Below are 22,362 nucleotides of genomic sequence, written 5' to 3'. Positions count from 1 at the left end.
CACTTGCGTGCGTACGGGCCCTGCGTCATCGCTGTCGCTCAGCGTCGGCGATCAGCCGTTCCGCTTCCAGCGCGGCTTGTCCTCGCGGCGGCCGAAGGAGCCGGTCGTGGCGCCACGGTGGTCGTCACGGCGGCCGTAGGGGCGGTCACCGCCGGCGCGGTGGCCACCGGCGGAGGGACGGCCACCGGAGCGGTCGTCACGGTTGAAGGGACGGTCGCCGCCGCCGGAGCGGTAGCCGCCGGAGGAACGGCCGGCGGAGCGGTCGTCACGGTTGAACGGGCGGCTGGGACGGTCGCCGCGGTCGCGGTTGAAGCCGCCACGGTCGTCACGGCGGTCGAAGGAACGGCCGCCGGAACGGTCGTCACGACGGTCACGGTTGAACCCGCCACGCTCGCCACCACGGTCATCGCGGCGGTCGAAGGAACGCCCACCGGAGCGGTCGTCACGACGGTCACGGTTGAACCCGCCACGCTCGCCACCACGGTCGTCACGGCGGTCGAAGGAACGGCCGCCCGAGCGGTCGTCACGACGGTCACGGTTGAACCCACCACGGTCGCCACCGCGGTCACGGTTGAAGCCTCCGCGGTCGTCGCGGCGGTCACCACGGTCGAAGGAACGGCCACCGGAGCGGTCGTCACGGCGGTCGCGGCGGTCGAAGTTGCCCCGCTCGTCGCGGCGCTCGTCCGACCCGGTGCTCTGGGCCGGTACGGCAGCCTCGGCAGCGGCCTCGGCCTCGGCGGTCTCCGCGGCGGCGGCCAGCGCCTCCGCCGGGTCCTCGCCACGCTCGCGGGCGGCGCGGGCGGTCAGCCGGTCGGCCTCCTCGCGCAGCTCGGTGGCGCGACGCTGCAGGCGCTCCAGCTCACGGGTGAGCTCGCTCACCTCACGCTCGGCCTGCTTGGCGGAGTTGTTGGCCGACTCGGCCTGGACCTCGGTGAGCGAGCGCGCGCCGGTGATCCGGGCGACGTCCTCGTCGAAGGCGCCGGAGCCGCCGACGATGTGGCGCGAGGCGTCCACGCCCGCGTCCTCCATCAGGCGGAAGATCTGCCGGCGCTGGTGCGGCAGCGACAGCGAGACGACCGTGCCGGACTGGCCGGCGCGGGCGGTACGGCCCGAGCGGTGCAGGTAGTCCTTGTGGTCACCGGCCGGGTCGACGTTCAGGACCAGGTCGATGCCGTCGACGTGGATACCGCGGGCGGCGACGTCGGTGGCGACCAGCGCGTTGACGTAACCGTCCTTGAAGTCCGCGAGCACCCGGGTCCGCGCGCCCTGCGTCATACCGCCGTGCAGCGCGTCCGCCTTCACCCCGGACTCGACGAGCTGCTCGGCGATGCGGTCGGCGCCCAGCTGGGTGCGGACGAAGATGATGGTGCGGCCCTTGCGGGCGGCGATGGCGGCGGTGACCGGCGCCTTGTCCTTCGGCTTCACGACCAGGACGTGGTGGGTCATGGTGGTGACGTTGCCCTGGGCGCTGTCGACCTCGTGGCTGACCGGGTTGGTCAGGTAACGCTTGACCAGGGTGCCGATCTCGTTCTCCATCGTGGCGGAGAACAGCATCCGCTGGCCGCCCCCGGGCACCTGGTCCAGCAGCTCGGTGACCTCGGGCAGGAAGCCCAGGTCGGACATCTGGTCGGCCTCGTCGAGGACCGCGACCTGGACGTTCTCCAGGGAGCAGGCGCCACGGTTGATGATGTCGCGCAGCCGGCCCGGGGTGGCGACGAGGACGTCGACGCCGCGCTCCAGGGCGTAGATCTGGTTGCCCATGGACGTACCGCCGCAGACGACCTTCATCTTCAGGCCCAGGACGTCGCCGTAGGGCTGGAGGGCGTCCGCGACCTGCATCGCGAGCTCACGGGTCGGGGTGAGGATGACCGCGCGCGGCTTCTTCTTCTCGGTGTGGCCGCCGGCGAGCTGCGCCAGGGTCGGCAGACCGAAGGAGAGCGTCTTGCCGGAGCCGGTGCGGCCGCGGCCGAGGATGTCCTTGCCGGCCAGCGCGTCCGGGATGGTCGCGGCCTGGATCGGGAAGGGGGTGGTGACGCCGTTCTGCGCGAGCTTGCGGACGACGCCCTCGGGCAGTCCGAGGTCGGCGAAGGTGACGGTGTCGGTCTCGGGCGCCTCGTCGGCTGCCGTCACCTCGGGGGCCGTCTGCTCATCGTCTGCGGGCATGACGGACTGCTCAGTGGAAATGGACATGCGAAATGCGAAACCTTCCGGAGTCTCGGCACGCGCCCAAACTCCGTGTGTTTCACAACGACCGCCTCTATGCGGTCAGCCACGGCAAGGGAGAGAACGCGCCACGCGGCGCGCTTCTGTTCTGGCGCCGGGCAAATGGGATCAAACGATCTACCACCATACGCACTCCGCCCCCCGAATGGCAAATGGCCTTCTGACCACGCCTTTCCGCCCCGCGCCCGGCACGCTCAACCGCCCCGCCGGGAACCCCTCATGCCCGACCCTGCGCCGGTCCCTACCGAGGGCCCTCCTGGCCCTACGCCGTCCTACGCCTCGTCCCCGTACACGTCCGACTGCGACGCCACCGGCGAGACGGGCGACGGCCCGGACGCCTGGGTGCTCGGCGGCGTCGCGGGGGTGGTCGGCGGCGAGGACGGCTGTGCGGGAGGCGTGGCGGGGGTGGTCTGGGCCGGCGGAGTGGCCGGGCGGTCGGGGTGGGAGGGCGAGGGCTGGGCGTGCCCGGGACGGCCGCCGTGCCCGCCGTGGCCCGCACCCGCGCCGGGCTCGGGGCCCGACGGCTGCACCGGACGGGACGGAGCGCCGGGCTCGGACGGTGTCGGTTCCGCGCTCTGTGACTCCTCGGCTTCCTTGTCGTCGCCGCCGGCCGGGTGCGCCGCGCCGCCGCGCCCCATCCGCCGCGGACCGCCACCGCGGCCGTCGACGGACACCCCGCCGGGACCGTGCACCCCGCCCTTCCCGTCGTGCCGCGCCGTACTGCCGGACGGTTTCGGCTGTTCCGGATCGCTCACGCTCATGCAGCCGGCCAGCGAGAAGGCCAGCGCGGAGACGGTCACGGCCGCGGCGGCACGGGAGCGCATCCGGCCCGTCGGGGGTCGGGTCGCAGGGACAGGGGCGGTCGACGACGACGGGGACGGTGTCGGCATCGGGGACGAGTAGCGGTAAGGGCTCGGGCGCACGGCGGGACCTCCGGATCCGGAGCGCAGGGACAGCGGCACGGACGCCCTGCCCAACTCCCGCCGCCCGCCCGAGGACACGCGCGACACCCGGCGGATCGCGCCGGGCGTGCCTCCGGGGACGCCCCGGCAGGCCCGCGGGCCCACCAGGAGGGGCCGCCGCGGCGGGCCGGTACGTCCGGCGCCGCCCTCCCGTACGTCCGGCCCCTAGCCGTACCCCAGCGCATGCAGCCGCTCGTCGTCGATCCCGAAGTGGTGCGCGATCTCATGAACGACCGTCACCTCGGTCTCCGCGACCACGTCCTCGCGGGTGTCGCACATCCGCAGGGTCGGCCCCCGGTAGACGGTGATCCGGTCCGGCAGCACACCGGCGTACCACTCCCCGCGGTCGGTCAGCGGCGTCCCCTCGTACAGCCCGAGCAGCCCGGGATCCTCGGCCGGGGGTTCGTCCTCGACGAAGACCGCCACGTTGTCCATCAGCCGGGTCAGCTCCGGTGGGATCCGGTCCAGGGCCTCGGCGACCAGTTCCTCGAACTCCTCGCGCGTCATTTCCAGCACACCACCATTCTCCGCCACCCGGCCCCCTACCGATCGTCACGGACCGCCCGCCGCACCGCAGCCCAACCGGAAGCCGCGGCTCCCCGCTTAACGGCGTCGCGGTGGGGCATACGGGACCAATGGCCCGCGCCGCGCGCTCCCGGACACCGCACCCCGACCGCTCGCAACGCCCCCCGCACCGGCTGCTGCCCGCCGTATCCGACGGCGTACGCGCACTGCCCGCAGCCGTCCGCCGTGCCTACCGCTCCCGCCGTACGGCCCCCACCGCCACCCTGCCCGACGGCACTCCGCGCCGCCCCATACGCTCCGCCCTCGGCCTGATGGCCGTCACCGTCCTCGGTGCCTGGCTGGGGCTGCTGCTGATCGGCAGCCTCCGCGTCCCGGTCGGCCCGATGGACACCAGCATGGCGCTGCGCCCCTCGCTGACCGGCGGCACCAGGATCACCGTCGCGCCGCTCGGCGACCTGGAACTGAGCAGCCACTACGCACCCGTCCGGCTCGATGTCGACGTCGACCGGCTGGACCCGGTCCGCTCCCAGGCACTGGTCGACCACCCCGAGCGGTTCGCCGGCCTGCAGGACGAGGTCACCCGCGACGTCACCCACGGCGCCCTGCGACTGGCGCTGCACTCCTGCGTCGCCGTGGCGTCCGGCGCCACCGCGCTGAGCCTGGCCGTGCACCGCCGCCCGCGCCGCGCACTGGCCGCCGGCGGGCTGGCCCTCACCCTGCTCGCCGCCTGTGCGGGCACCGCGTACGCCACCTGGAACCCCCGGTCCGTACTGGAACCGAAGTTCTCCGGACTGCTCTCCTCGGCCCCGTCCGTGGTCGGCAACGCCCGCAGCATCGTCAGCGAATTCCACGTCTACCAGAAGGAGTTGGCGCGCCTGGTGACCAACGTCACCAAGCTCTACGACGCCACCTCGACGCTGCCCGCGTACCAGCCCGACCCCACCACCCTCCGCGTCCTGCACGTCTCGGACATCCACCTCAATCCCGGCAGCTGGGGGATCATCGCCTCCCTGGTGAAGCAGTACCGGATCAACGTGATCGTCGACACCGGCGACACCATGGACCACGGCTCGGCCGCCGAGAACCACTTCCTGGACCCGGCCTCTTCGCTCGGCGCCCCGTACGTCTGGGTGCGCGGCAACCACGACTCGCGCACCACGCAGCGGTATCTGACCCACCGCAAGCACGTCACCGTCCTCGACAACGGAGACGTCACCCGGATCGCCGGCGTACGGATCGCGGGCGTCGGCGATCCGCAGTTCACCCCGGACCGCTCCGTGGTGGCGGCCGGTGACCCCGCCGAGCGCACCGCCGGCGGCCGCCTCGCCGACGCGCTGCGCACCCAGCGGCTGGCCGGCACCCCCGTCGACATCGCGCTGGCCCACAACCCCGCCGCCGCGACCGAGGCGGACGGCCTGACTCCGCTCGCCCTCGCCGGCCACCTCCACCACCGGGAGAACACCACGCTCCCCCAGGGCACCCGGCTGATGGTCGAGGGCTCCACGGGCGGCGGCGGGCTGCGCGCGGTGCAGAACAAAAAGCCCGCGCCGGTCCAGGCATCGGTGCTCTATCTGGACCGGAAGACCAAACGGCTGCAGGCATGGGACGAGATCACCCTGGGCGGCCTGGGCCTGTCCCGGGCCGAGGTCAGCCGCCATCTCCCCCGCGAGAACCGGCCCGGCGCCACGCCGTCCCCCTCCCCTCCGCTTCACTCCACCGGCCCGCCGTCCACCCCCTCGGCAGGCCACCTTTCCCGCCCGGCCAGGAACTCTTCCGACGGCGCCGGGTAAACCGTTTTGGCGAACGGTCCTCCCATCCCATATGCTTCTCACGTCCCCGACGGCGCCGGTAACGACGCCAAGGTGGCCACCAGCCCTCATCGTCTAGTGGCCCAGGACGCCGCCCTTTCAAGGCGGTAGCACGGGTTCGAATCCCGTTGGGGGCACGCATTACCGTGTGGGAGACTGGTTCACGCCGGTTTCGCACAATGCAAGGTCCTGTGGAGCAGTTTGGAGTGCTCGCCACCCTGTCAAGGTGGAGGCCGCGGGTTCAAATCCCGTCAGGACCGCTGCGGCTGGGTAGCTCAGTTGGTACGAGCGATCGCCTGAAAAGCGATAGGTCGCCGGTTCGACCCCGGCCCCAGCCACACCTTTTGGCAGAAGGCCCCGATTCATCGAATCGGGGCCTTCTTCATTTCTGCCCGGCCCCGGCGCGCTCGCTCTGCGGCTGCCAGAAGATCAGCCGGGCACCACCACTGATCACCGCCGTCGACCCCAGGCCCAGCGCCATCCGCAGCAGCCGCACATTTCCGTCCCAGTCGTGCGGCGCGCCGAAGACGAGCCAGGCGGCGAAGGCGATACCGGCGGCCATCAGGGCCCCGCCGGCCACGCGTCGTATTCCGTTGTCCATGCGGTCATCCTCACGCACCCGCGAGGGCGCCGGAAACCCGTTTTTGCGGTGGCCCCCGCGCCGGCCCGGGGCCCGTGCACCGCCCTGCGCGGGCAAATGGTTCGCCAGTCGTTTACGCGAGGTGAGATCCTGGGGGACGTATGTCCAGTCAGCCTGCCTCCGCCCTGCCCGACGGCACCGCTCCCACCCTGCCCGATCTGCTGCAGCGTCTGCCCGAGCTGATGCTGCGCGATCAGCAGCGCCTGGGGCGCCGGCTCGACGGCGCGCGCCGGATCCGTAAGCCCGAAGCCCGGGCGGCCGTGCTCGCCGAGATCGCCGGCGGCATCGACGAGGCGGAGCTGCGGGTGGCCCAGCGCCGCGCCGCGGTGCCCGGGATCACGTACCCCGAAGAGCTGCCGGTCAGCCAGAAGAAGGACGAGATCCTCGCCGCGATCCGCGACCACCAGGTCGTGATCGTCGCCGGTGAGACCGGCTCCGGCAAGACGACGCAGATCCCCAAGATCTGCCTGGAGCTCGGCCGGGGCGTCCGGGGCCTGATCGGGCACACCCAGCCACGCCGGATCGCGGCCCGTACGGTCGCCGAGCGGGTGGCCGAGGAGCTGAAGACCCCGCTGGGTGAGGCGGTCGGCTGGAAGGTCCGCTTCACCGACCAGGTCGGCGGCGACACCCTGGTCAAGCTGATGACGGACGGCATTCTGCTCGCCGAGATCCAGACGGACCGGGAGCTGCGCCAGTACGACACGATCATCATTGACGAGGCGCACGAGCGCAGCCTCAACATCGACTTCATCCTCGGCTATCTGGCCCAGCTGCTGCCCCGGCGCCCGGACCTCAAGGTCGTGATCACCTCCGCGACGATCGACCCGGAGCGGTTCGCGCGGCATTTCGGCAGCTTCGCATCCGTAGGGGCGGCGCCGGACCGCACCGGCTCCGCGGCCGGGAGCGACGAGGAGGCGAAGCCGAGCGCACCGATCGTCGAGGTCTCCGGCCGTACGTACCCGGTGGAGGTGCGGTACCGCCCGCTGCTGGAGGAGGGCGGCCAGGACGCGGACCGCGACCAGATCACCGCGATCTGCGACGCTGTCGACGAGCTCCAGTCCGCCGGGCCCGGCGACATCCTGGTCTTCCTCTCCGGCGAGCGGGAGATCCGCGACACCGCGGACGCGCTCAACAAGAAGGCCCTCCCGTTCACCGAGGTCCTCCCCCTGTACGCGCGGCTGTCGCACGCCGAGCAGCACCGCGTCTTCCAGCGGCACACGGGCAGACGCATCGTGCTGGCCACGAACGTCGCCGAGACCTCGCTGACCGTCCCCGGCATCCGGTACGTCATCGACCCAGGTATGGCCCGGATCTCCCGCTACAGCTACCGCACCAAGGTCCAGCGGCTGCCCATCGAGCCGATCTCGCAGGCCAGCGCCAATCAGCGCAAGGGCCGCTGCGGCCGTACCAGCGACGGCATCTGCATCCGCCTCTACTCCGAGGACGACTTCCTCTCCCGCCCCGAGTTCACGGACGCGGAGATCCTGCGTACCAATCTCGCCTCCGTCATCCTGCAGATGACCGCGGCCGGCCTCGGTGACATCGACAAGTTCCCGTTCATCGACCCGCCGGACCGCCGCAACATCAAGGACGGTGTCGATCTGCTGAGCGAGCTCGGCGCGCTCGATACCCAGCAGAAGGACCCCAAGAAGCGGCTGACGCCGATGGGCCGCAAGCTGGCCCAGCTGCCGGTCGACCCGCGGCTGGCGCGGATGGTGCTGGAGGCGGACCGCAACGGCTGTGTCCGGGAGGTCATGGTCATCGCGGCGGCGCTATCCATCCAGGACCCGCGCGAGCGGCCCGCCGACAAGCAGCAGCAGGCCGATCAGCAGCACGCCCGCTTCAAGGACGAGAGCTCCGACTTCCTCGCGTTCCTCAACCTCTGGCGCTACGTCCGCGAGCAGCAGCGGGAGCTGTCCTCCTCCGCCTTCCGTCGGATGTGCCGCAGCGAGTTCCTGAACTATCTGCGGATACGCGAGTGGCAGGACATCTACTCCCAGCTGCGGTCGGTCGCCAAGACCATGGGCATCCACCTCAGCGAGGAGGACGCGGCGCCGGACCACATCCACACCTCCCTGCTTTCCGGTTTGCTTTCGCATATCGGCCTCAAGGACACCGACGCCAAGAACGAGTATCTGGGCGCCCGCAGCGCCAAGTTCGCGGTGTTCCCCGGCTCCGCGCTCTTCAAGAAGGCGCCGCGCTGGGTGATGTCGGCGGAGCTGGTCGAAACGTCCCGCCTGTGGGCGCGGGTGAACGCCAAGATCGAGCCGGAATGGATCGAACCGCTCGCCCAGCATCTGGTGAAACGCAGCTACAGCGAGCCGCACTGGGAACAGAAGATGGCCGCGGTGATGGCCTACGAGCGGGTGACGCTCTACGGCGTCCCGATCGTCGCCCAGCGCAAGATCTCCTACGGCCGGATCGATCCGGAGACCTCGCGCGACCTGTTCATCCGCAACGCCCTGGTCGAGGGCGACTGGCGCACCCACCACCAGTTCTTCCATGACAACCGCAAACTCCTCGGCGAGGTCGAGGAGTTGGAGCACCGCGCCCGGCGCCGCGACATCCTCGTGGACGACGAGACGCTCTTCGACTTCTACGACCAGCGCCTCCCGGCCGATGTGGTCTCCGGGGCGCACTTCGACGCCTGGTGGAAGAAGAAGCACCGCGAAGAGCCGGAGCTGCTGAACTTCGAGCACTCGATGCTCATCAACGAATCCGCCGAGGCCGTCACCAAGGACGACTATCCGGATTCCTGGCGGCAGGGAAAGCTGAAGTTCAAGGTCACCTACCAGTTCGAGCCGGGCGCGGACGCGGACGGCGTGACCGTCCACATCCCCCTCCAGGTCCTCAACCAGGTCTCCGCCGAGGGCTTCGACTGGCAGATCCCGGGCCTGCGCGAGCAGTTGGTGACGGAGCTGATCCGGTCGCTGCCCAAGCCGATCCGGCGCAACTACGTCCCCGCGCCGAACTTCGCGGCCCGCTTCCTGGACTCCACCGTCCCCTTGCAGGGCGCCCTGACGACCTCTCTGGCGGCCGGTCTCCAGCGGATGGTGGGCGTGCCTGTCGAGGCCGCGGACTTCGATACCGGCAAGGTTCCCGACCATCTCAAGATCACCTTCCGGGTGGTCGATGAGCGGCGCCGCAAGCTCGCCGAGGCCAAGGACCTGGAGGCGCTGCGGCTGCAGCTCAAGCCGAAGACCAGGGCGGCCATCTCCAAGGCCTTCGAGCAGGCCGCCGAGCGGCCCGCCGGGGGCAGCGCGGGCGAGGGCCGGACGGCCGGCCCCGAGCAGCGCACCGGCCTGACGTCCTGGACGATCGGCACGCTGCCGCGCACCTTCGAGACCCGCCGCGCGGGCCAGCCGCTCAAGGCGTACCCGGCGCTGGTGGACGAGGGCAGCAGCGTCGCCGTACGCCTCTTCGACACCGAGGCCGAGCAGCTCACCGCGATGTGGGCGGGCACCCGCCGGCTCATCCTGCTCAACATCCCCACGAACCCGGCCAAGTTCGCCCAGGACAAGCTGAGCAATCAGCAGAAGCTGGCGCTGTCCCGTAATCCGCACGGCTCCATCGCGGCGCTCTTCGAGGACTGTGTGACGGCCGCCGCCGACCGCCTGATCGCGGCCCGGGGCGGCCCGGCGTGGGACGAGGAGTCCTTCCGGAAGCTCTTCGACGCGGTCCGCGCCGACCTGGTGGACGTCACCCTGAAGACCATCCAGCAGGTGCAGGAGGTGCTGGCCGCCTGGCAGGCCTGCGAGCGCCGGCTGAAGGAGACGACGTTCCCCTCCCTGCTGCCGTCGCTCACGGACCTCAAGGAGCAGCTGGCGGCGCTGATCAGGCCGGGCTTCGTGACGACGCACGGCGCCAAGCGGCTGCCGGACCTGATGCGCTATCTGGTGGCCGCCGACCGCCGTCTGCAGCAGCTGCCCACCAACGCCGAGCGGGACCGCACCCGCATGGCGAAGGTGAAGGAGATGCAGGACGAATACGCCTGGCTGCTGGAGCAGTTCCCGCAGGGCCGCCCGGTGCCGGCGGCGGCCCGGGAGATCCGCTGGATGATCGAGGAGCTCCGGGTGAGCTACTTCGCCCACGCCCTGGGGACCGCGTATCCGGTCTCCGACAAGCGCATCGTGAAGGCGGTGGACGCCGCCGCGCCGTAGGAACCAGGGCCACCGGTATCGAGTTCGACCGCACCCCCTGACCTGCTGTACAGTCTTGCTTCGCAGCCCGCCGCAAGCGGAAAGCACACGCAAGGTCCTGTGGAGCAGTTTGGAGTGCTCGCCACCCTGTCAAGGTGGAGGCCGCGGGTTCAAATCCCGTCAGGACCGCATTTTTACGGCCCGCACCTCTCCGGTGCGGGCCGTTCTGCTGTCCGGCCCCGGCCCGCGTCGCGCCGGCCGCCTTCCGACAGAGCACATTGCGTCAGAGCCCCCACCGCGGCCCGCGTCTCCCTCCGGTACCGGCCGCGTCGCCGTCCGGCCCCCACACCCTTCGGACCGCAGGCCGTACCTCCGTCCACCGCTCCCGGGACACGAGCCGTAGTGCTGCCCCTTCTCCCCCTCCCTGCCGCATGCGCTCCGTAGCCGGTTTGCGGCCCGCTGTATTGACGCCGGCACGTACCGCCGGTACCCACGGAGGAAGGGTGCGGGGCAGGGAGGGGTGCGTGATGAGCACAGCGGTACGGCACGAGACCAGGGCGCTGCTGCGGGCCCACCTGGCAGCCGCCACGGGCTACCGCCATCTGACGCGGCACTGCCCCATCTGCCACCAGCTGCTACGGCTCGCCATGGAGCCGCACACGGCCCCCTCCGGGCCTCCGGCGCCCGGGTCCGCCCCCGAACCGTCCCCGGCCCGCTGCGAGCCGCCGGCGGCCGAGGACGAAAGTCCCGCGGCCCGGTGACCAATTGCCGCGTGTCTCAGCGGCTGCGCTCTGACAGCCTGTGAGGTGTGGCGGGTGCCGTTCTCTATCGCAGCGGACGTATCGCCTTCAAGCGCCGCGTAGTGTGACGGGTGTCACCGAACAAGTTTGGCGAGATGCGGAACTTACCGCCGCCCTACAACCAGTCAATTTAATATGTGCAATTGCACCACCCATGAACGGGTCCGGAACGGAGGCGCCAAGTCCGCGCGGAAAGGCCCCCACAGGACCCGTGAAGGCACCCTGACCGGCATCCGAGAGGGCGCCGGCGCCAGGCCGGCCCGAGCGCCCTGAGGAGCCCTGGAGCGGGCGCACGCAAAAAAATCGCGCTGGACCCGGCGGAGTCCAGCGCGATCGATGACGTACCCAGGTGGAGCGGGTGTGGGGCCCGTTGGGGCAGGCGCCGCGTCATATGGAGCTATGTGAAGCGTGGTGGTGCAAAGTAGGCATTTTCGGGTTGGGGGCCCCGAAAACAGCCTGGTTATGCGGTTATTCAGGCCTCGCTGCGCTGCTGCGGAATGCCCGCGAGCAGTGCGCGGACCTCAGCCTCGCGGTAACGCCGGTGTCCACCGAGCGTACGGATGGACGTGAGCTTGCCTGCCTTGGCCCAGCGGGTCACCGTCTTCGGGTCCACGCGGAACATCGTGGCAACCTCGGCGGGGGTAAGCAGCGGCTCGGCGTCAGGGGTGCGAGCGGTCATGAGCGGCCTCCTCGGGAGAACCGAACCATCACGGTTCTTTCCTCTAAATTCTGCACCTTGACCCACGTTGCCCGAAATGGCGGACGCGGGCCGAGTCGGTTATAGGACGAACGGCTTGTCCTCGGCACTACAACTACACCATCTGTCCAGCCACGTCGGCCAAACCGATGGAATTGCCCTCTCAGGTGTTCAACCTCGGCGGATGCCGATGGACCGTGCCATAGCGGACAGTCACACGGCCGTGACGATCAGTCACAACGTGCTCAGCCGCCACGAGACCCCTCAAGGAACGCAATACCGATCTATCCGCCCTTAGTTGGACGGAAGGAGCCCAGGTCGGGCTCCTTGTCCTATTTTGGCACGAGGGTATGGCTTGGGAGCAAGACCCGAAGTCAGTGCTTTAGGTCACGCTTGAGGCAATCGCCCGGATCAGGACCTACGTCCTTTACCGCCCCACCACCGGAAAGCGTACGCAGCGCTTCCACGCCGTGAACCTCTGGACGTCCGCCGGCCCTCAGCTGGAGAACTGGCGCTCGCGCACCGCCCGCCACCGCTGGGCAAGCTTCTCGTACGCGGCACCGGCCCGCTCGCCGTCCCCGTCGCGCAGCGCCGCCAGCCCCTCCGCCACCTCGGCGGCGGAACGGTCCTCGGCGAGCTGCCCCTCGGGCACCGCGTGCACCAGCCCTCCGTAGTCCAGCTCCACGAGCGAACGCGGGTGGAATTCTTCGAGCCAGCGCCCCACATCTACCAGGCCCTCGATCAGCGGCCCCTCTTCCAGCGCGTCCCGCAACGTCCGCAGCGCCCGCGCGACCCGGCGTCTGGCCTGCACCATCGGCGTCCGGTAACGCATCACGGGCGCCTGGTCACTCTTCGCGTACTCCCGCTCGCCGTCGTCGAAGAGCACGAACCAGCGGACCGGGACGTGCCAGGTCGCCCCGCGGATCCAGGGCCGGGCGTCCGGGTTGCGCTCACGCCACTGCTCGTAGTCGGTGGCCGCCTGGAGCCGGACCACCGGGGGCAGCGCCGCGTCCAGCACCGACGCCGGCAACAGCTCGGTCAGCTCCTCCAGGGCCTGCCAGCCGCGCAGCCGGGTGCGCCACGGGCACACGCACGTCACCTCGTCCACGACGGCGACGAAGGCGTCCGCGCTCTCATGGACCGGCACCGGCACCGGCGGGGTCGGCAGCAGATCGGCCAGCGCCCGGCGCTGCTCGTCCTGGGCGGTCGGGGTGTCCTCCCGCTTGGCATAGCGCGCCCAGTGGGAGCGCTCCGGCTCGGGGAATGCAGCCAGCGGCTCATAGACCCGTAGATATGCCATGTACGGGACCTTCACCGACGACGCCAGGGCCACGCCCGCTCCTTCAAAGGGGGAGTCCGCCGCCGGGAGCTCCCGAAGGCCCCCGCCAGCCTGCGATACGACCAGATCGTCCCATGCCCGTCCCCCGGGAGAGGGTGATCCTCGGCACCCGACGGATCAACCGGCCCGGCAGGTCTTACGCTCTTGTCAACCGGCCCTCCCCACCCGCTGGAGGGCATCCCTCGCGACCTATGGGAGTCACCACAGTGACTGACGTACGTCCGGCCCCCGCCGGCACCGACGGCGGCGTTCTGCACACCCTGTTCCGATCGGAGCAGGGGGGCCATGAGCAGGTCGTTCTCTGCCAGGACCGTGCCAGCGGCCTCAAGGCCGTGATCGCCATCCACAGCACCGCTCTGGGCCCCGCCCTCGGCGGTACCCGCTTCCATGCCTACGCCTCCGAGGAGGAGGCCGTGCTGGACGCCCTCAATCTGTCGCGCGGAATGTCCTACAAGAACGCCCTCGCCGGGCTGGACCACGGCGGCGGCAAGGCCGTGATCATCGGTGACCCCGATCTGGTCAAGACCGAGGAACTCCTGCTCGCCTACGGCCGGTTCGTGGCCTCCCTCGGGGGCCGCTACGTCACGGCCTGCGACGTCGGCACCTACGTCGCCGACATGGACGTCGTGGCCCGGACGAACAAGTGGACCACCGGCCGCTCCCCCGCCAACGGCGGCGCCGGCGACTCCTCCGTCCTGACCGCCTACGGCGTCTTCCAGGGCATGCGCGCCTCGGCCCAGCACGCCTGGGGCGATCCGACGCTGCGCGGCCGCAAGGTGGGCATCGCGGGCGTCGGCAAGGTCGGCCACCTCCTGGTGGAACACCTCCTCCAGGACGGCGCCGAGGTCGTGATCACGGACGTGCGCAGCGACTGCGTCGACCGGGTGCGCACCGCGCATCCGCAGGTCACCGCCGTCGCCGACACCGAGGAACTGATCCGCACCGAGGGGCTGGACGTCTATGCGCCGTGCGCGCTGGGCGGTGCGCTGAGCGATGAGTCTGTGCCGGTGCTGACCGCGACGGTGGTGTGCGGTGCGGCCAACAACCAGCTCGCCCACCCCGGTGTCGAGAAGGACCTGTCCGACCGCGGCATCCTCTACGCCCCCGATTACGTCGTGAACTCCGGCGGCGTCATCCAGGTGGCCGACGAGCTGCACGGCTTCGACTTCGACCGCTGCAAGACCAAGGCGGCGAAGATTTTCGACACCACGCTCGCGATATTCGCGCGTGCGAAGGCCGACGGCATTCCGCCCGCCGCGGCCGCGGACCGTCTGGCCGAGCAGCGGATGGCGGAGGCGCGGCAGCGCGCCTGACCGAGTGGGAACGGCCGGGCGGAAACAGCCGGAAGGGCCGGGACGGCCGGAAAGACAGCCTTGCGCGGCCCGCCGCGGGCGGTCGGGGGAGACATCCCTCACCACCCGTCGGCGGGTCGCCGTACAGGACAGGTTAAAATCGCAGTTGACCAGCGGGGACGGGGCACCTTGCAGGTCGTGCCGAGCGGCGGGTGATGCGGGCGACGTACCGTATGGCCGCGGAAGCAGGTACCGTTAAAGCCCTACGGGCCGGTCTCTCTGTCGAGAGCCCGCTCTGATCCATGAACGCGTGTCAAGACTCTGGGGCCATCGAGCCCCGTCATTGAGGGGGTCGACCCATGGGGCGCGGCCGGGCCAAGGCCAAGCAGACAAAGGTCGCCCGCCAGCTGAAGTACAGCAGCGGTGGGACGGATCTCTCACGACTGGCCGACGAGCTGGGTGCATCACCGTCGAACCAGCAGCCTCCGAACGCAGAGCCGTTCGAGGATGACGAGGACGACGACCCGTACGCACGGTACGCAGAGCTGTACAACGACGACGATGAGGACGAGGGCGACTCGTCCCAGCAGCGTCGTCGCGCTTGACGTTCTGCGCTCGCGGCACCCGCAACAGCATCGCGGACCCGGTCCTGGGCATTGCCCGGACCGGGTTCTGTGCTGCCCGGATGACGGCGGGTGGGGCGGCCGCTGCGCACCGTATGACGACGGAAGCGGGCGCCGCACCGGTGGTTGCCGGTGCGGGCGCCGGCCCGTTCGGGCTGCTCAGCTCGCGTAGTCACCGGTCAGGGTCACTGCCTCTGCGTGGTCACCGCGGTCGACGATCTCGCCGCTGACCCAGGCGTCCACCCCGCGGTCGGCGAGCGTGGTCAGGGCGGCCTGGACCGACTCCTGCGGCACGACGGCGATCATGCCGACGCCCATGTTCAGGGTCTTCTCCAGCTCCAGGCGCTCGACCGCACCGGCCGAGCCGACCAGGTCGAAGACCGGGCCCGGCGTCCAGGTGCCGCGGTCGACCGTGGCGTGCAGACCGTCCGGGATCACCCGGGCGAGGTTGTTGGCGAGGCCGCCGCCGGTGATGTGCGAGAAGGCGTGCACCTCGGTCGTGCGGGTCAGCGCCAGACAGTCCAGCGAGTAGATCTTGGTGGGCTCCAGGAGCTCCTCGCCGAGCGTGCGGCCGAACTCCGGGATCTCCCGGTCCAGGGCCATGCCCGCGCGGTCGAACAGGACGTGGCGGACCAGCGAGTACCCGTTCGAGTGAAGCCCGGAGGACGCCATGGCGATCACCGCGTCGCCCGTACGGATGCGATCCGCGCCCAGGACCCGGTCGGCCTCGACGACGCCCGTGCCGGCGCCGGCGACATCGAACTCGTCCGCGCCCAGCAGCCCCGGGTGCTCCGCGGTCTCCCCGCCGACCAGCGCGCAGCCGGCGAGCACACAGCCCTCGGCGATGCCCTTGACGATCGCGGCGACCCGCTCGGGGTAGACCTTGCCGACGCAGATGTAGTCGGTCATGAACAGCGGCTCGGCGCCGCAGACGACCAGGTCGTCGACGACCATGCCGACGAGGTCGTGGCCGATGCTGTCGTAGACGCCCATCTTGCGGGCGATGTCGACCTTGGTGCCGACGCCGTCGGTCGCCGAGGCGAGCAGCGGGCGCTCGTACCGCTTGAGGACGGAGGCGTCGAAGAGACCGGCGAAACCGCCCAGGCCGCCGACGACCTCGGGGCGGGTGGCCTTCTTCACCCACTCCTTCATGAGGTCCACGGCGCGGTCGCCGGCTTCGATGTCGACGCCCGCGGCTGCGTAGCTGGCACCGGAGGATTCAGCGGACATGGCTGAGAACTTTCCTGTCGTGTGTGGACGAGCTCTACGGGCGACGCAGCGCGTCGGCGCCGCCGACCCCGGCGGTGAGCGTCTGGACGCCGTCCACATCGGACTTCGTCCGGCTCGCGGTCTCCGATTCCAGGAGGTGCTTGCCCAGCAGCTCCGGGTCGGGCAGCTCCATCGGGTACTCGCCGTCGAAGCAGGCGCGGCACAGATTCGGCTTGGCGATCGTGGTGGCCTCGATCATGCCGTCGATGGAGATGTACGCGAGGGAGTCGGCGCCCAGGGACTTGCCGATCTCCTCGACCGACAGCCCGTTGGCGATCAGCTCGGCGCGGGTGGCGAAGTCGATGCCGAAGAAGCACGGCCACTTGATCGGCGGGGAGGAGATCCGGATGTGGACCTCGGCCGCGCCGGCCTCGCGGAGCATCCGTACGAGCGCGCGCTGGGTGTTGCCGCGGACGATCGAGTCGTCGACGACCACCAGGCGCTTGCCGCGGATGACTTCCTTGAGGGGGTTGAGCTTGAGGCGGATGCCGAGCTGGCGGATGGTCTGCGAGGGCTGGATGAAGGTCCGGCCGACGTAGGAGTTCTTGACCAGGCCCGAGCCGTAGGGGATGCCGCTGGCCTCGGCGTACCCGACGGCGGCCGGGGTGCCGGACTCCGGAGTCGCTATCACCAGGTCGGCGTCGGCGGGTGCCTCGGCGGCGAGCTTGCGGCCCATCTCCACCCGGGAGAGGTACACATTTCGGCCGGCGATGTCGGTGTCCGGGCGGGCGAGGTAGACGTACTCGAAGACACAGCCCTTGGGGCGGGCCTCGGCGAAGCGGCTGCTGCGCAGGCCGTTCTCGTCGATGGCGACCATCTCGCCGGGCTCGATCTCGCGGATGAAGCTGGCGCCGCAGATGTCCAGGGCGGCGGTCTCGGAGGCCACCACCCAGCCGCGCTCCAGGCGGCCCAGGACCAGCGGGCGGATGCCCTGCGGGTCGCGGGCGGCGTAGAGCGTGTGCTCGTCCATGAAGCAGAGCGAGAAGGCGCCCATGACCTTCGGCAGGACGCGCGGGGCGGCCTCCTCGACGGTCAGCGGCTTGCCCTCCTCGTCGACCTGGCCGGCCAGCAGGGCCGTCACCAGGTCGGTGTCGTTGGTGGCCGCGACCTGGGTCGCCCGGCCGCCCTCACGGGGCAGCGCGGCGACGAGGTCCGCGAGCTCGGCGGTGTTCACCAGGTTGCCGTTGTGGCCGAGCGCGATGGAGCCGTGCGCGGTGGCACGGAACGTCGGCTGGGCGTTCTCCCACACCGAGGCACCGGTGGTGGAGTAGCGGGCATGGCCCACGGCGATGTGGCCCTGGAGGGAGCCGAGCGAAGTCTCGTCGAAGACCTGGGAAACCAGGCCCATGTCCTTGAAAACGAGGATCTGGGAGCCGTTGCTCACCGCGATGCCCGCGGACTCCTGTCCACGGTGCTGCAGCGCATACAGCCCGAAATAGGTGAGTTTGGCGACCTCTTCACCCGGAGCCCAGACACCGAAGACGCCGCAAGCGTCCTGGGGGCCCTTCTCACCGGGGAGCAGGTCGTGGCTGAGTCGTCCGTCACCACGTGGCACGGCACCGAGTCTAGGGCAGGTCGCGGATTCATCCGAACCGGGGATGACTCCGGATCTGGACGAGTGCATGAACGAGGGGCCGCTCGCGTTGACGTGCCCACGCCCCGCAGGGGGCGGTCCGCCGCCCGGATCCCTTGACTCACCTGGTGCGCGGCCGGGCGCGGGCGCGGAGCGACGGCCGGGTGGATCTTGCGGCCGCGGGGGTGCGTCCCGCTCCGTGTGAGATGCGCGACGCCCCGCGGCCGCCTCCGCTGCGGGGCGTCGCCCGTCGCAGTCGTCCGGTGCCGGGCCCGCTTCCGTCAGCTCAGCAGGGGCAGATATCCACCGATGTCGGACCGCTCGCCGCTGGCGCTGACGGTCGCCGCGTCCAGCGCCTCGGCCCAGGACGTACGGCCGGTGGCGAGCCGGATCCAGGTCAGCGGGTCGGTCTCGACGACATTGGGCGGGGTGCCGCGGGTGTGCTTGGGGCCCGCCACGCACTGCACCACGGCGAACGGCGGAATCCGGACCTCGACCGACCCGCCGGGCACCTTGGCCGCCAGCGCGTCGGCCAGCAGCCGGGTGGTGGCGGCCAAGGCCTGGCGGTCGTACGGGATCTTCGTGCCGGTCGCCGCCGCCAGGTCGTCACTGTGCACGACGAGTTCGAGGCAGCGGGTGACCAGATAGTCACCGAGCCGCATCGCACCGGGCACTACGGCCAGCAGACGGTCGTCGGGCAGCTCGGACAGGATCCGCTCGAACTCGTCGGCGGTGCGGGTCACCAGCTCCGCCGGATCGCCGCCGGCGGCCAGCTCACGGGTGCGTTCGTCGATCGCGGCGGCGAACGGCGCGGACGCGAACGGATACTCCTGCAGGGTGGCCTCCGCCCGCGACGGCGTCGGCAGCTCCAGGCTGCGCGCCACGCTGCCCAGGAACATGGCCATATGCGCCACCAGCTCCCGCACCGTCCAGTCCCCCAGCCGGGTCGGCAGCGCGTACTGCTCGGCGGTCAACTCCCCTACGGCCGTGCGCACATGGTCGAGCTGCGCGGCGACGGCGGCACGGGTCCTGGCGGGGTCGTAGCTGCGGGTGCGGGACGTACCGCGGGCGGGAGACATGGTGCCGAGGCTACTGGGGCCGCGGGCCCGCGCGCCGCCGAATTCATGGCAGGAGCCGCGGCCCGCACCGTGCGTGCGGGCCGCGGCTCCTGCCGGACAAGGATCAGGCGATGAGGCCCGGGATCGTCGCCTCGTGGGCCGTCTTCAGCTCGCTCAGCGGGATGCTGAACTGGCCCTGGATGTCGATCTCGTCGCCGTCGACCACACCGATCCGGGTGGCCGGCAGCCCCCGCGCACCGCACATGTCGGTGAAGCGGAGCTCCTCGCTGCGCGGGACGGCGACGACCGCACGGCCCGCCGACTCGGAGAACAGCAGGACGAAGGGGTCCAGACCGTCCGGAACCACCACGCGGGCGCCCTTGCCGCCGCGCAGGCACGACTCCACCAGGGCCTGGATCAGACCGCCGTCGGAGAGGTCGTGCGCGGCGTCGATCATGCCGTCGCGGGAGGCGGAGATCAGCACCTCGGCCAGCAGCCGCTCGCGCTCCAGGTCCACCTTCGGCGGCAGACCGCCGAGGTGGTCGTGCACGACCTGCGACCAGGCCGAACCGCCCAGCTCCTCGCGGGTGTCACCGAGGAGGTAGAGCAGCTGGCCCTCCTCCGCGAAGCCGATCGGCGTACGGCGGTTCACATCGTCGATCACACCCAGCACCGCGACGACCGGGGTCGGGTGGATCGCCACCTCGCCGGTCTGGTTGTAGAGCGAGACGTTGCCGCCGGTGACCGGCGTGCCCAGGGTCTGGCAGGCGTCCGCGAGACCACGGGTGGCCTCCGCGAACTGCCACATCACCGCCGGGTCCTCGGGCGAGCCGAAGTTCAGGCAGTCGGAGACCGCCAGCGGCTTGGCCCCGGACGCGGCGACGTTGCGGTACGACTCGGCCAGCGCCAGCTGGGCTCCCGCGTACGGGTCGAGCTTGGCGTAGCGGCCGTTGCCGTCCGTGGCGAGCGCGACACCGAGGTTGGTGTCCTCGTCGATGCGGACCATGCCGGAGTCCTCCGGCTGCGCCAGGACGGTGTTGCCCTGCACGAACCGGTCGTACTGATCGGTGATCCACGCCTTGGAGGCCTGGTTGGGCGAGGCCACCAGCTGCAGGACCTGCGCGCGCAGCTCCTCGGCGTCGGCCGGGCGGGCCAGCTTGGCGGCGTCGTCGGCCTGGAGGGCGTCCTGCCAGTCGGGGCGCGCATAGGGGCGCTGGTAGACCGGGCCCTCGTGCGCGACGGTGCGCGGCGGTACGTCCACGATCTGCTCGCCGTGCCAGAAGATCTCCAGCTGCGAGCCGTCCGTCACCTCACCGATGACGGTGGCGATGACGTCCCACTTCTCGCAGATCTCCAGGAAGCGGTCGACCTTGCCGGGCTCGACGATCGCGCACATCCGCTCCTGCGACTCGCTCATGAGGATTTCCTCGGGCGAGAGGGAGGAGTCACGCAGCGGGACGGTGTCCAGCTCGACGCGCATACCGCCGGAACCGGCCGAGGCCAGCTCGCTGGTGGCGCAGGACAGCCCGGCGCCGCCGAGGTCCTGGATACCGGCGACCAGGTCCGCCTTGAAGATCTCCAGGGTGCACTCGATGAGCAGCTTCTCCTGGAAGGGGTCACCGACCTGGACGGCGGGGCGCTTGGCGGGCTTGGTGTCGTCGAAGGTCTCGGACGCCAGGACCGAGACGCCGCCGATGCCGTCGCCGCCGGTGCGGGCGCCGTAGAGGATGACCTTGTTGCCGGCGCCGGAGGCCTTGGCGAGGTGGATGTCCTCGTGCTTCATCACGCCGATGCAGCCGGCGTTGACCAGCGGGTTGCCCTGGTAGCAGGGGTCGAAGACGACCTCGCCGCCGATGTTGGGCAGGCCCAGGCAGTTGCCGTAGCCGCCGATGCCCGCGACCACGCCCGGCAGGACGCGCTTGGTGTCGGGGTGGTCGGCGGCGCCGAACCGCAGCGGGTCGACGACGGCGACCGGGCGGGCGCCCATGGCGAGGATGTCGCGGACGATGCCGCCGACGCCGGTGGCCGCGCCCTGGTAGGGCTCGATGTACGAGGGGTGGTTGTGGGACTCCACCTTGAACGTGACGGCGTAGCCCTGGCCGACGTCGACGACACCGGCGTTCTCGCCGATGCCGACGAGCAGCGCGTCATTCTCGGGTGCCTTCTCGCCGAACTGCTTCAGATGGACCTTGCTGCTCTTGTAGGAGCAGTGCTCGGACCACATCACCGAGTACATGGCGAGTTCGGCGCCGGTGGGACGGCGGCCGAGGATCTCCCGGATGCGCTGGTACTCGTCCTGCCTCAGGCCGAGCTCGGCCCACGGCTGGTCGGTGTCCGGCGTCTCGGCTGCGTGCTTGACGGTGTCGAGAGTCATGCGTTGACCAGCTTCTTCAGGATCGAGGTGAAGAATCCGAGCCCGTCGGTACGGCCCGTACCGATCAGCGGCTCCACGGCGTGCTCGGGGTGCGGCATGAGGCCGACGACATTGCCCGCCTCATTGGTGATGCCGGCGATGTCGCGGAGCGAGCCGTTGGGGTTGCCGTCCAGGTAGCGGAAGGCGACCCGGCCCTCGGCCTCCAGCATGTCGAGCGTCCGCTCGTCGGCGACGTACCGGCCGTCGATGTTCTTCAGCGGAATGCTGATCTCCTGCCCGGACGTGTAGTCCGCGGTCCAGGAGGTCTCCGCGTTCTCCACCCGCAGCTTCTGATCACGGCAGATGAAGTGCAGATGGTTGTTGCGCAGCATGGCGCCGGGCAGCAGATGGGTCTCGGTGAGCACCTGGAAGCCGTTGCAGATACCGAGGACCGGCATGCCGGCCTTCGCCTGCGCGATCACGGTCTCCATCACCGGCGAGAAACGGGAGATGGCCCCGGCCCGCAGATAGTCCCCGTAGGAGAAACCGCCGGGCAGCACCACGGCGTCGACCTGCTTGAGGTCCTTGTCGCGGTGCCACAGCGGCACCGGTTCGGCTCCGGCGACCCGGACCGCGCGCTGGGTGTCGCGGTCGTCGAGCGTGCCGGGGAAGGTGATGACTCCGATCCGCGAGGTCATGAGTCGACCCGCACGGTGAAGTCTTCGATGACGGTGTTGGCGAGGAAGGTCTCGGCCATCTCATGGATGCGAGCGAGGGCGGCGTCGTCGACCGGACCCTCCACCTCAAGTTCGAAACGCTTGCCCTGACGGACGTCGGCGATCCCCTCGAAGCCCAGGCGTGGCAGTGCGCGCTGCACCGCCTGCCCCTGCGGGTCGAGGATCTCCGGCTTGAGCATGACGTCGACTACGACGCGTGCCACTGGCACTCCCGGTGGTGTGGTGCGTAAGGCGGTGTCCTCACAGTACCGTGTTCGAAAATCTACGCGCATAGATATGCGGGACGCCCGATCACGGTCCGGTATCGACAGGAGTGCAGCTCAG

General features: G+C 70.6%; 17 protein-coding genes and 4 tRNA genes. 9 read left to right on the top strand and 12 right to left on the bottom strand.

The window, feature by feature from the left end; translation table 11 throughout:
- Positions 1-51: 51 nt before the first annotated feature.
- From CPH93_RS18435 to CPH93_RS18425, 3 genes are all read right to left on the bottom strand, one after another.
- Entirely contained in the window at positions 52-2,190 is a 2,139-nt protein-coding gene (locus tag CPH93_RS18435) for a DEAD/DEAH box helicase (RefSeq protein WP_093483933.1), read from the bottom strand.
- 305 nt (positions 2,191-2,495) lie between these two features.
- On the bottom strand, positions 2,496-3,113 hold the full coding sequence (locus CPH93_RS18430) for a hypothetical protein (protein ID WP_231976884.1): 618 nt from the start codon (positions 3,111-3,113) through the stop codon (positions 2,496-2,498).
- A 237-nt stretch (positions 3,114-3,350) separates the two neighbouring features.
- Positions 3,351-3,701, bottom strand: coding sequence for a metallopeptidase family protein (locus tag CPH93_RS18425; RefSeq protein ID WP_093483935.1), 351 nt, complete (start codon positions 3,699-3,701; stop codon positions 3,351-3,353).
- A 119-nt stretch (positions 3,702-3,820) separates the two neighbouring features.
- Between CPH93_RS18425 and CPH93_RS18420 the strand changes: the two genes are divergently transcribed.
- The 4 genes from CPH93_RS18420 (at position 3,821) to CPH93_RS18405 (ending at position 5,856) form a co-directional block, all read left to right on the top strand.
- Positions 3,821-5,500: a metallophosphoesterase family protein gene (locus CPH93_RS18420; protein WP_096213489.1), complete on the top strand. Its 1,680-nt coding sequence runs from the start codon at positions 3,821-3,823 to the stop codon at positions 5,498-5,500.
- 82 nt (positions 5,501-5,582) lie between these two features.
- A tRNA-Glu gene (locus CPH93_RS18415) sits at positions 5,583-5,655 on the top strand.
- A gap of 48 nt (positions 5,656-5,703) precedes the next feature.
- Positions 5,704-5,778, top strand: a tRNA-Asp gene (locus tag CPH93_RS18410).
- A 4-nt stretch (positions 5,779-5,782) separates the two neighbouring features.
- Positions 5,783-5,856: transfer RNA gene (locus CPH93_RS18405), tRNA-Phe, on the top strand.
- A gap of 44 nt (positions 5,857-5,900) precedes the next feature.
- On the opposite strand, the gene CPH93_RS18400 is transcribed toward CPH93_RS18405, so the two are convergent.
- Entirely contained in the window at positions 5,901-6,119 is a 219-nt protein-coding gene (locus CPH93_RS18400; RefSeq protein ID WP_231976883.1) for a hypothetical protein, read from the bottom strand.
- Between the two features lie 140 nt (positions 6,120-6,259).
- Between CPH93_RS18400 and hrpA the strand changes: the two genes are divergently transcribed.
- From hrpA to CPH93_RS18385, 3 genes are all read left to right on the top strand, one after another.
- Positions 6,260-10,318 (top strand): ATP-dependent RNA helicase HrpA, encoded by a 4,059-nt coding sequence (hrpA, locus tag CPH93_RS18395; protein WP_096213488.1) that lies wholly within the window; start codon positions 6,260-6,262, stop codon positions 10,316-10,318.
- A gap of 93 nt (positions 10,319-10,411) precedes the next feature.
- Positions 10,412-10,486: transfer RNA gene (locus CPH93_RS18390), tRNA-Asp, on the top strand.
- A gap of 338 nt (positions 10,487-10,824) precedes the next feature.
- Positions 10,825-11,058 carry a DUF6274 family protein gene (locus tag CPH93_RS18385; protein ID WP_096213487.1) on the top strand — a complete coding sequence of 78 codons (234 nt, stop codon included), beginning with the start codon at positions 10,825-10,827 and terminating at the stop codon, positions 11,056-11,058.
- A gap of 511 nt (positions 11,059-11,569) precedes the next feature.
- Here CPH93_RS18385 and bldC read toward each other — a convergent pair.
- Both bldC and CPH93_RS18375 read right to left on the bottom strand, forming a co-directional pair.
- Positions 11,570-11,776 carry a developmental transcriptional regulator BldC gene (bldC, locus tag CPH93_RS18380; RefSeq protein ID WP_003949541.1) on the bottom strand — a complete coding sequence of 69 codons (207 nt, stop codon included), beginning with the start codon at positions 11,774-11,776 and terminating at the stop codon, positions 11,570-11,572.
- Positions 11,777-12,290: 514 nt separating this feature from the next.
- Entirely contained in the window at positions 12,291-13,127 is an 837-nt protein-coding gene (locus CPH93_RS18375; protein WP_096213486.1) for a hypothetical protein, read from the bottom strand.
- 197 nt (positions 13,128-13,324) lie between these two features.
- On the opposite strand from CPH93_RS18375, the gene CPH93_RS18370 reads away from it, so the two are divergent.
- Both CPH93_RS18370 and CPH93_RS18365 read left to right on the top strand, forming a co-directional pair.
- On the top strand, positions 13,325-14,446 hold the full coding sequence (locus tag CPH93_RS18370; RefSeq protein WP_096213485.1) for a Leu/Phe/Val dehydrogenase: 1,122 nt from the start codon (positions 13,325-13,327) through the stop codon (positions 14,444-14,446).
- Positions 14,447-14,784: 338 nt separating this feature from the next.
- A complete protein-coding gene (locus CPH93_RS18365) occupies positions 14,785-15,030 on the top strand; it encodes a DUF3073 domain-containing protein (protein ID WP_006604679.1) in 246 nt (81 codons plus the stop codon).
- 177 nt (positions 15,031-15,207) lie between these two features.
- Here the strand turns inward: CPH93_RS18365 and purM are convergent, their stop codons facing one another.
- From purM to purS, 6 genes are all read right to left on the bottom strand, one after another.
- A complete protein-coding gene (purM, locus tag CPH93_RS18360) occupies positions 15,208-16,278 on the bottom strand; it encodes a phosphoribosylformylglycinamidine cyclo-ligase (RefSeq protein ID WP_006604678.1) in 1,071 nt (356 codons plus the stop codon).
- Between the two features lie 34 nt (positions 16,279-16,312).
- Complete coding sequence (gene purF, locus CPH93_RS18355; protein ID WP_093483941.1) at positions 16,313-17,872, bottom strand: amidophosphoribosyltransferase; 1,560 nt, start codon at positions 17,870-17,872, stop codon at positions 16,313-16,315.
- 299 nt (positions 17,873-18,171) lie between these two features.
- On the bottom strand, positions 18,172-18,969 hold the full coding sequence (locus tag CPH93_RS18350) for a maleylpyruvate isomerase family mycothiol-dependent enzyme (RefSeq protein ID WP_096213484.1): 798 nt from the start codon (positions 18,967-18,969) through the stop codon (positions 18,172-18,174).
- A 103-nt stretch (positions 18,970-19,072) separates the two neighbouring features.
- Positions 19,073-21,322, bottom strand: coding sequence for a phosphoribosylformylglycinamidine synthase subunit PurL (gene purL / locus CPH93_RS18345; RefSeq protein ID WP_096213483.1), 2,250 nt, complete (start codon positions 21,320-21,322; stop codon positions 19,073-19,075).
- A complete protein-coding gene (gene purQ, locus CPH93_RS18340) occupies positions 21,319-21,999 on the bottom strand; it encodes a phosphoribosylformylglycinamidine synthase subunit PurQ (RefSeq protein WP_096213482.1) in 681 nt (226 codons plus the stop codon). The genes purL and purQ overlap by 4 nt, the downstream gene beginning before the upstream one ends.
- Entirely contained in the window at positions 21,996-22,241 is a 246-nt protein-coding gene (gene purS, locus CPH93_RS18335) for a phosphoribosylformylglycinamidine synthase subunit PurS (protein WP_006604673.1), read from the bottom strand. Before purS ends, purQ begins: the two co-directional genes overlap by 4 nt.
- Positions 22,242-22,362: the final 121 nt, after the last annotated feature.

The sequence above is a fragment of the Streptomyces sp. 2323.1 genome (assembly GCF_900221035.1).
GTDB lineage: Bacteria > Actinomycetota > Actinomycetes > Streptomycetales > Streptomycetaceae > Streptomyces > Streptomyces sioyaensis.
The sequence above is the reverse complement of the archived record's forward strand: the minus strand, read 5'-3'. Positions and strand labels throughout refer to the sequence as shown.

Bases quoted from the DNA above. Each gene is read 5' to 3' on its own strand.
- CPH93_RS18400 (WP_231976883.1), bottom strand. From the start codon at position 6,119: ATGGACAACGGAATACGACGCGTGGCCGGCGGGGCCCTGATGGCCGCC.
- CPH93_RS18365 (WP_006604679.1), top strand. From the start codon at position 14,785: ATGGGGCGCGGCCGGGCCAAGGCCAAGCAGACAAAGGTCGCCCGCCAG.
- CPH93_RS18435 (WP_093483933.1), bottom strand. From the start codon at position 2,190: ATGTCCATTTCCACTGAGCAGTCCGTCATGCCCGCAGACGATGAGCAG.
- hrpA (WP_096213488.1), top strand. From the start codon at position 6,260: ATGTCCAGTCAGCCTGCCTCCGCCCTGCCCGACGGCACCGCTCCCACC.
- purL (WP_096213483.1), bottom strand. From the start codon at position 21,322: ATGACTCTCGACACCGTCAAGCACGCAGCCGAGACGCCGGACACCGAC.
- CPH93_RS18430 (WP_231976884.1), bottom strand. From the start codon at position 3,113: ATGCCGACACCGTCCCCGTCGTCGTCGACCGCCCCTGTCCCTGCGACC.
- bldC (WP_003949541.1), bottom strand. From the start codon at position 11,776: ATGACCGCTCGCACCCCTGACGCCGAGCCGCTGCTTACCCCCGCCGAG.
- CPH93_RS18350 (WP_096213484.1), bottom strand. From the start codon at position 18,969: ATGTCTCCCGCCCGCGGTACGTCCCGCACCCGCAGCTACGACCCCGCC.
- CPH93_RS18370 (WP_096213485.1), top strand. From the start codon at position 13,325: ATGGGAGTCACCACAGTGACTGACGTACGTCCGGCCCCCGCCGGCACC.
- CPH93_RS18420 (WP_096213489.1), top strand. From the start codon at position 3,821: ATGGCCCGCGCCGCGCGCTCCCGGACACCGCACCCCGACCGCTCGCAA.
- CPH93_RS18385 (WP_096213487.1), top strand. From the start codon at position 10,825: ATGAGCACAGCGGTACGGCACGAGACCAGGGCGCTGCTGCGGGCCCAC.
- purM (WP_006604678.1), bottom strand. From the start codon at position 16,278: ATGTCCGCTGAATCCTCCGGTGCCAGCTACGCAGCCGCGGGCGTCGAC.
- purQ (WP_096213482.1), bottom strand. From the start codon at position 21,999: ATGACCTCGCGGATCGGAGTCATCACCTTCCCCGGCACGCTCGACGAC.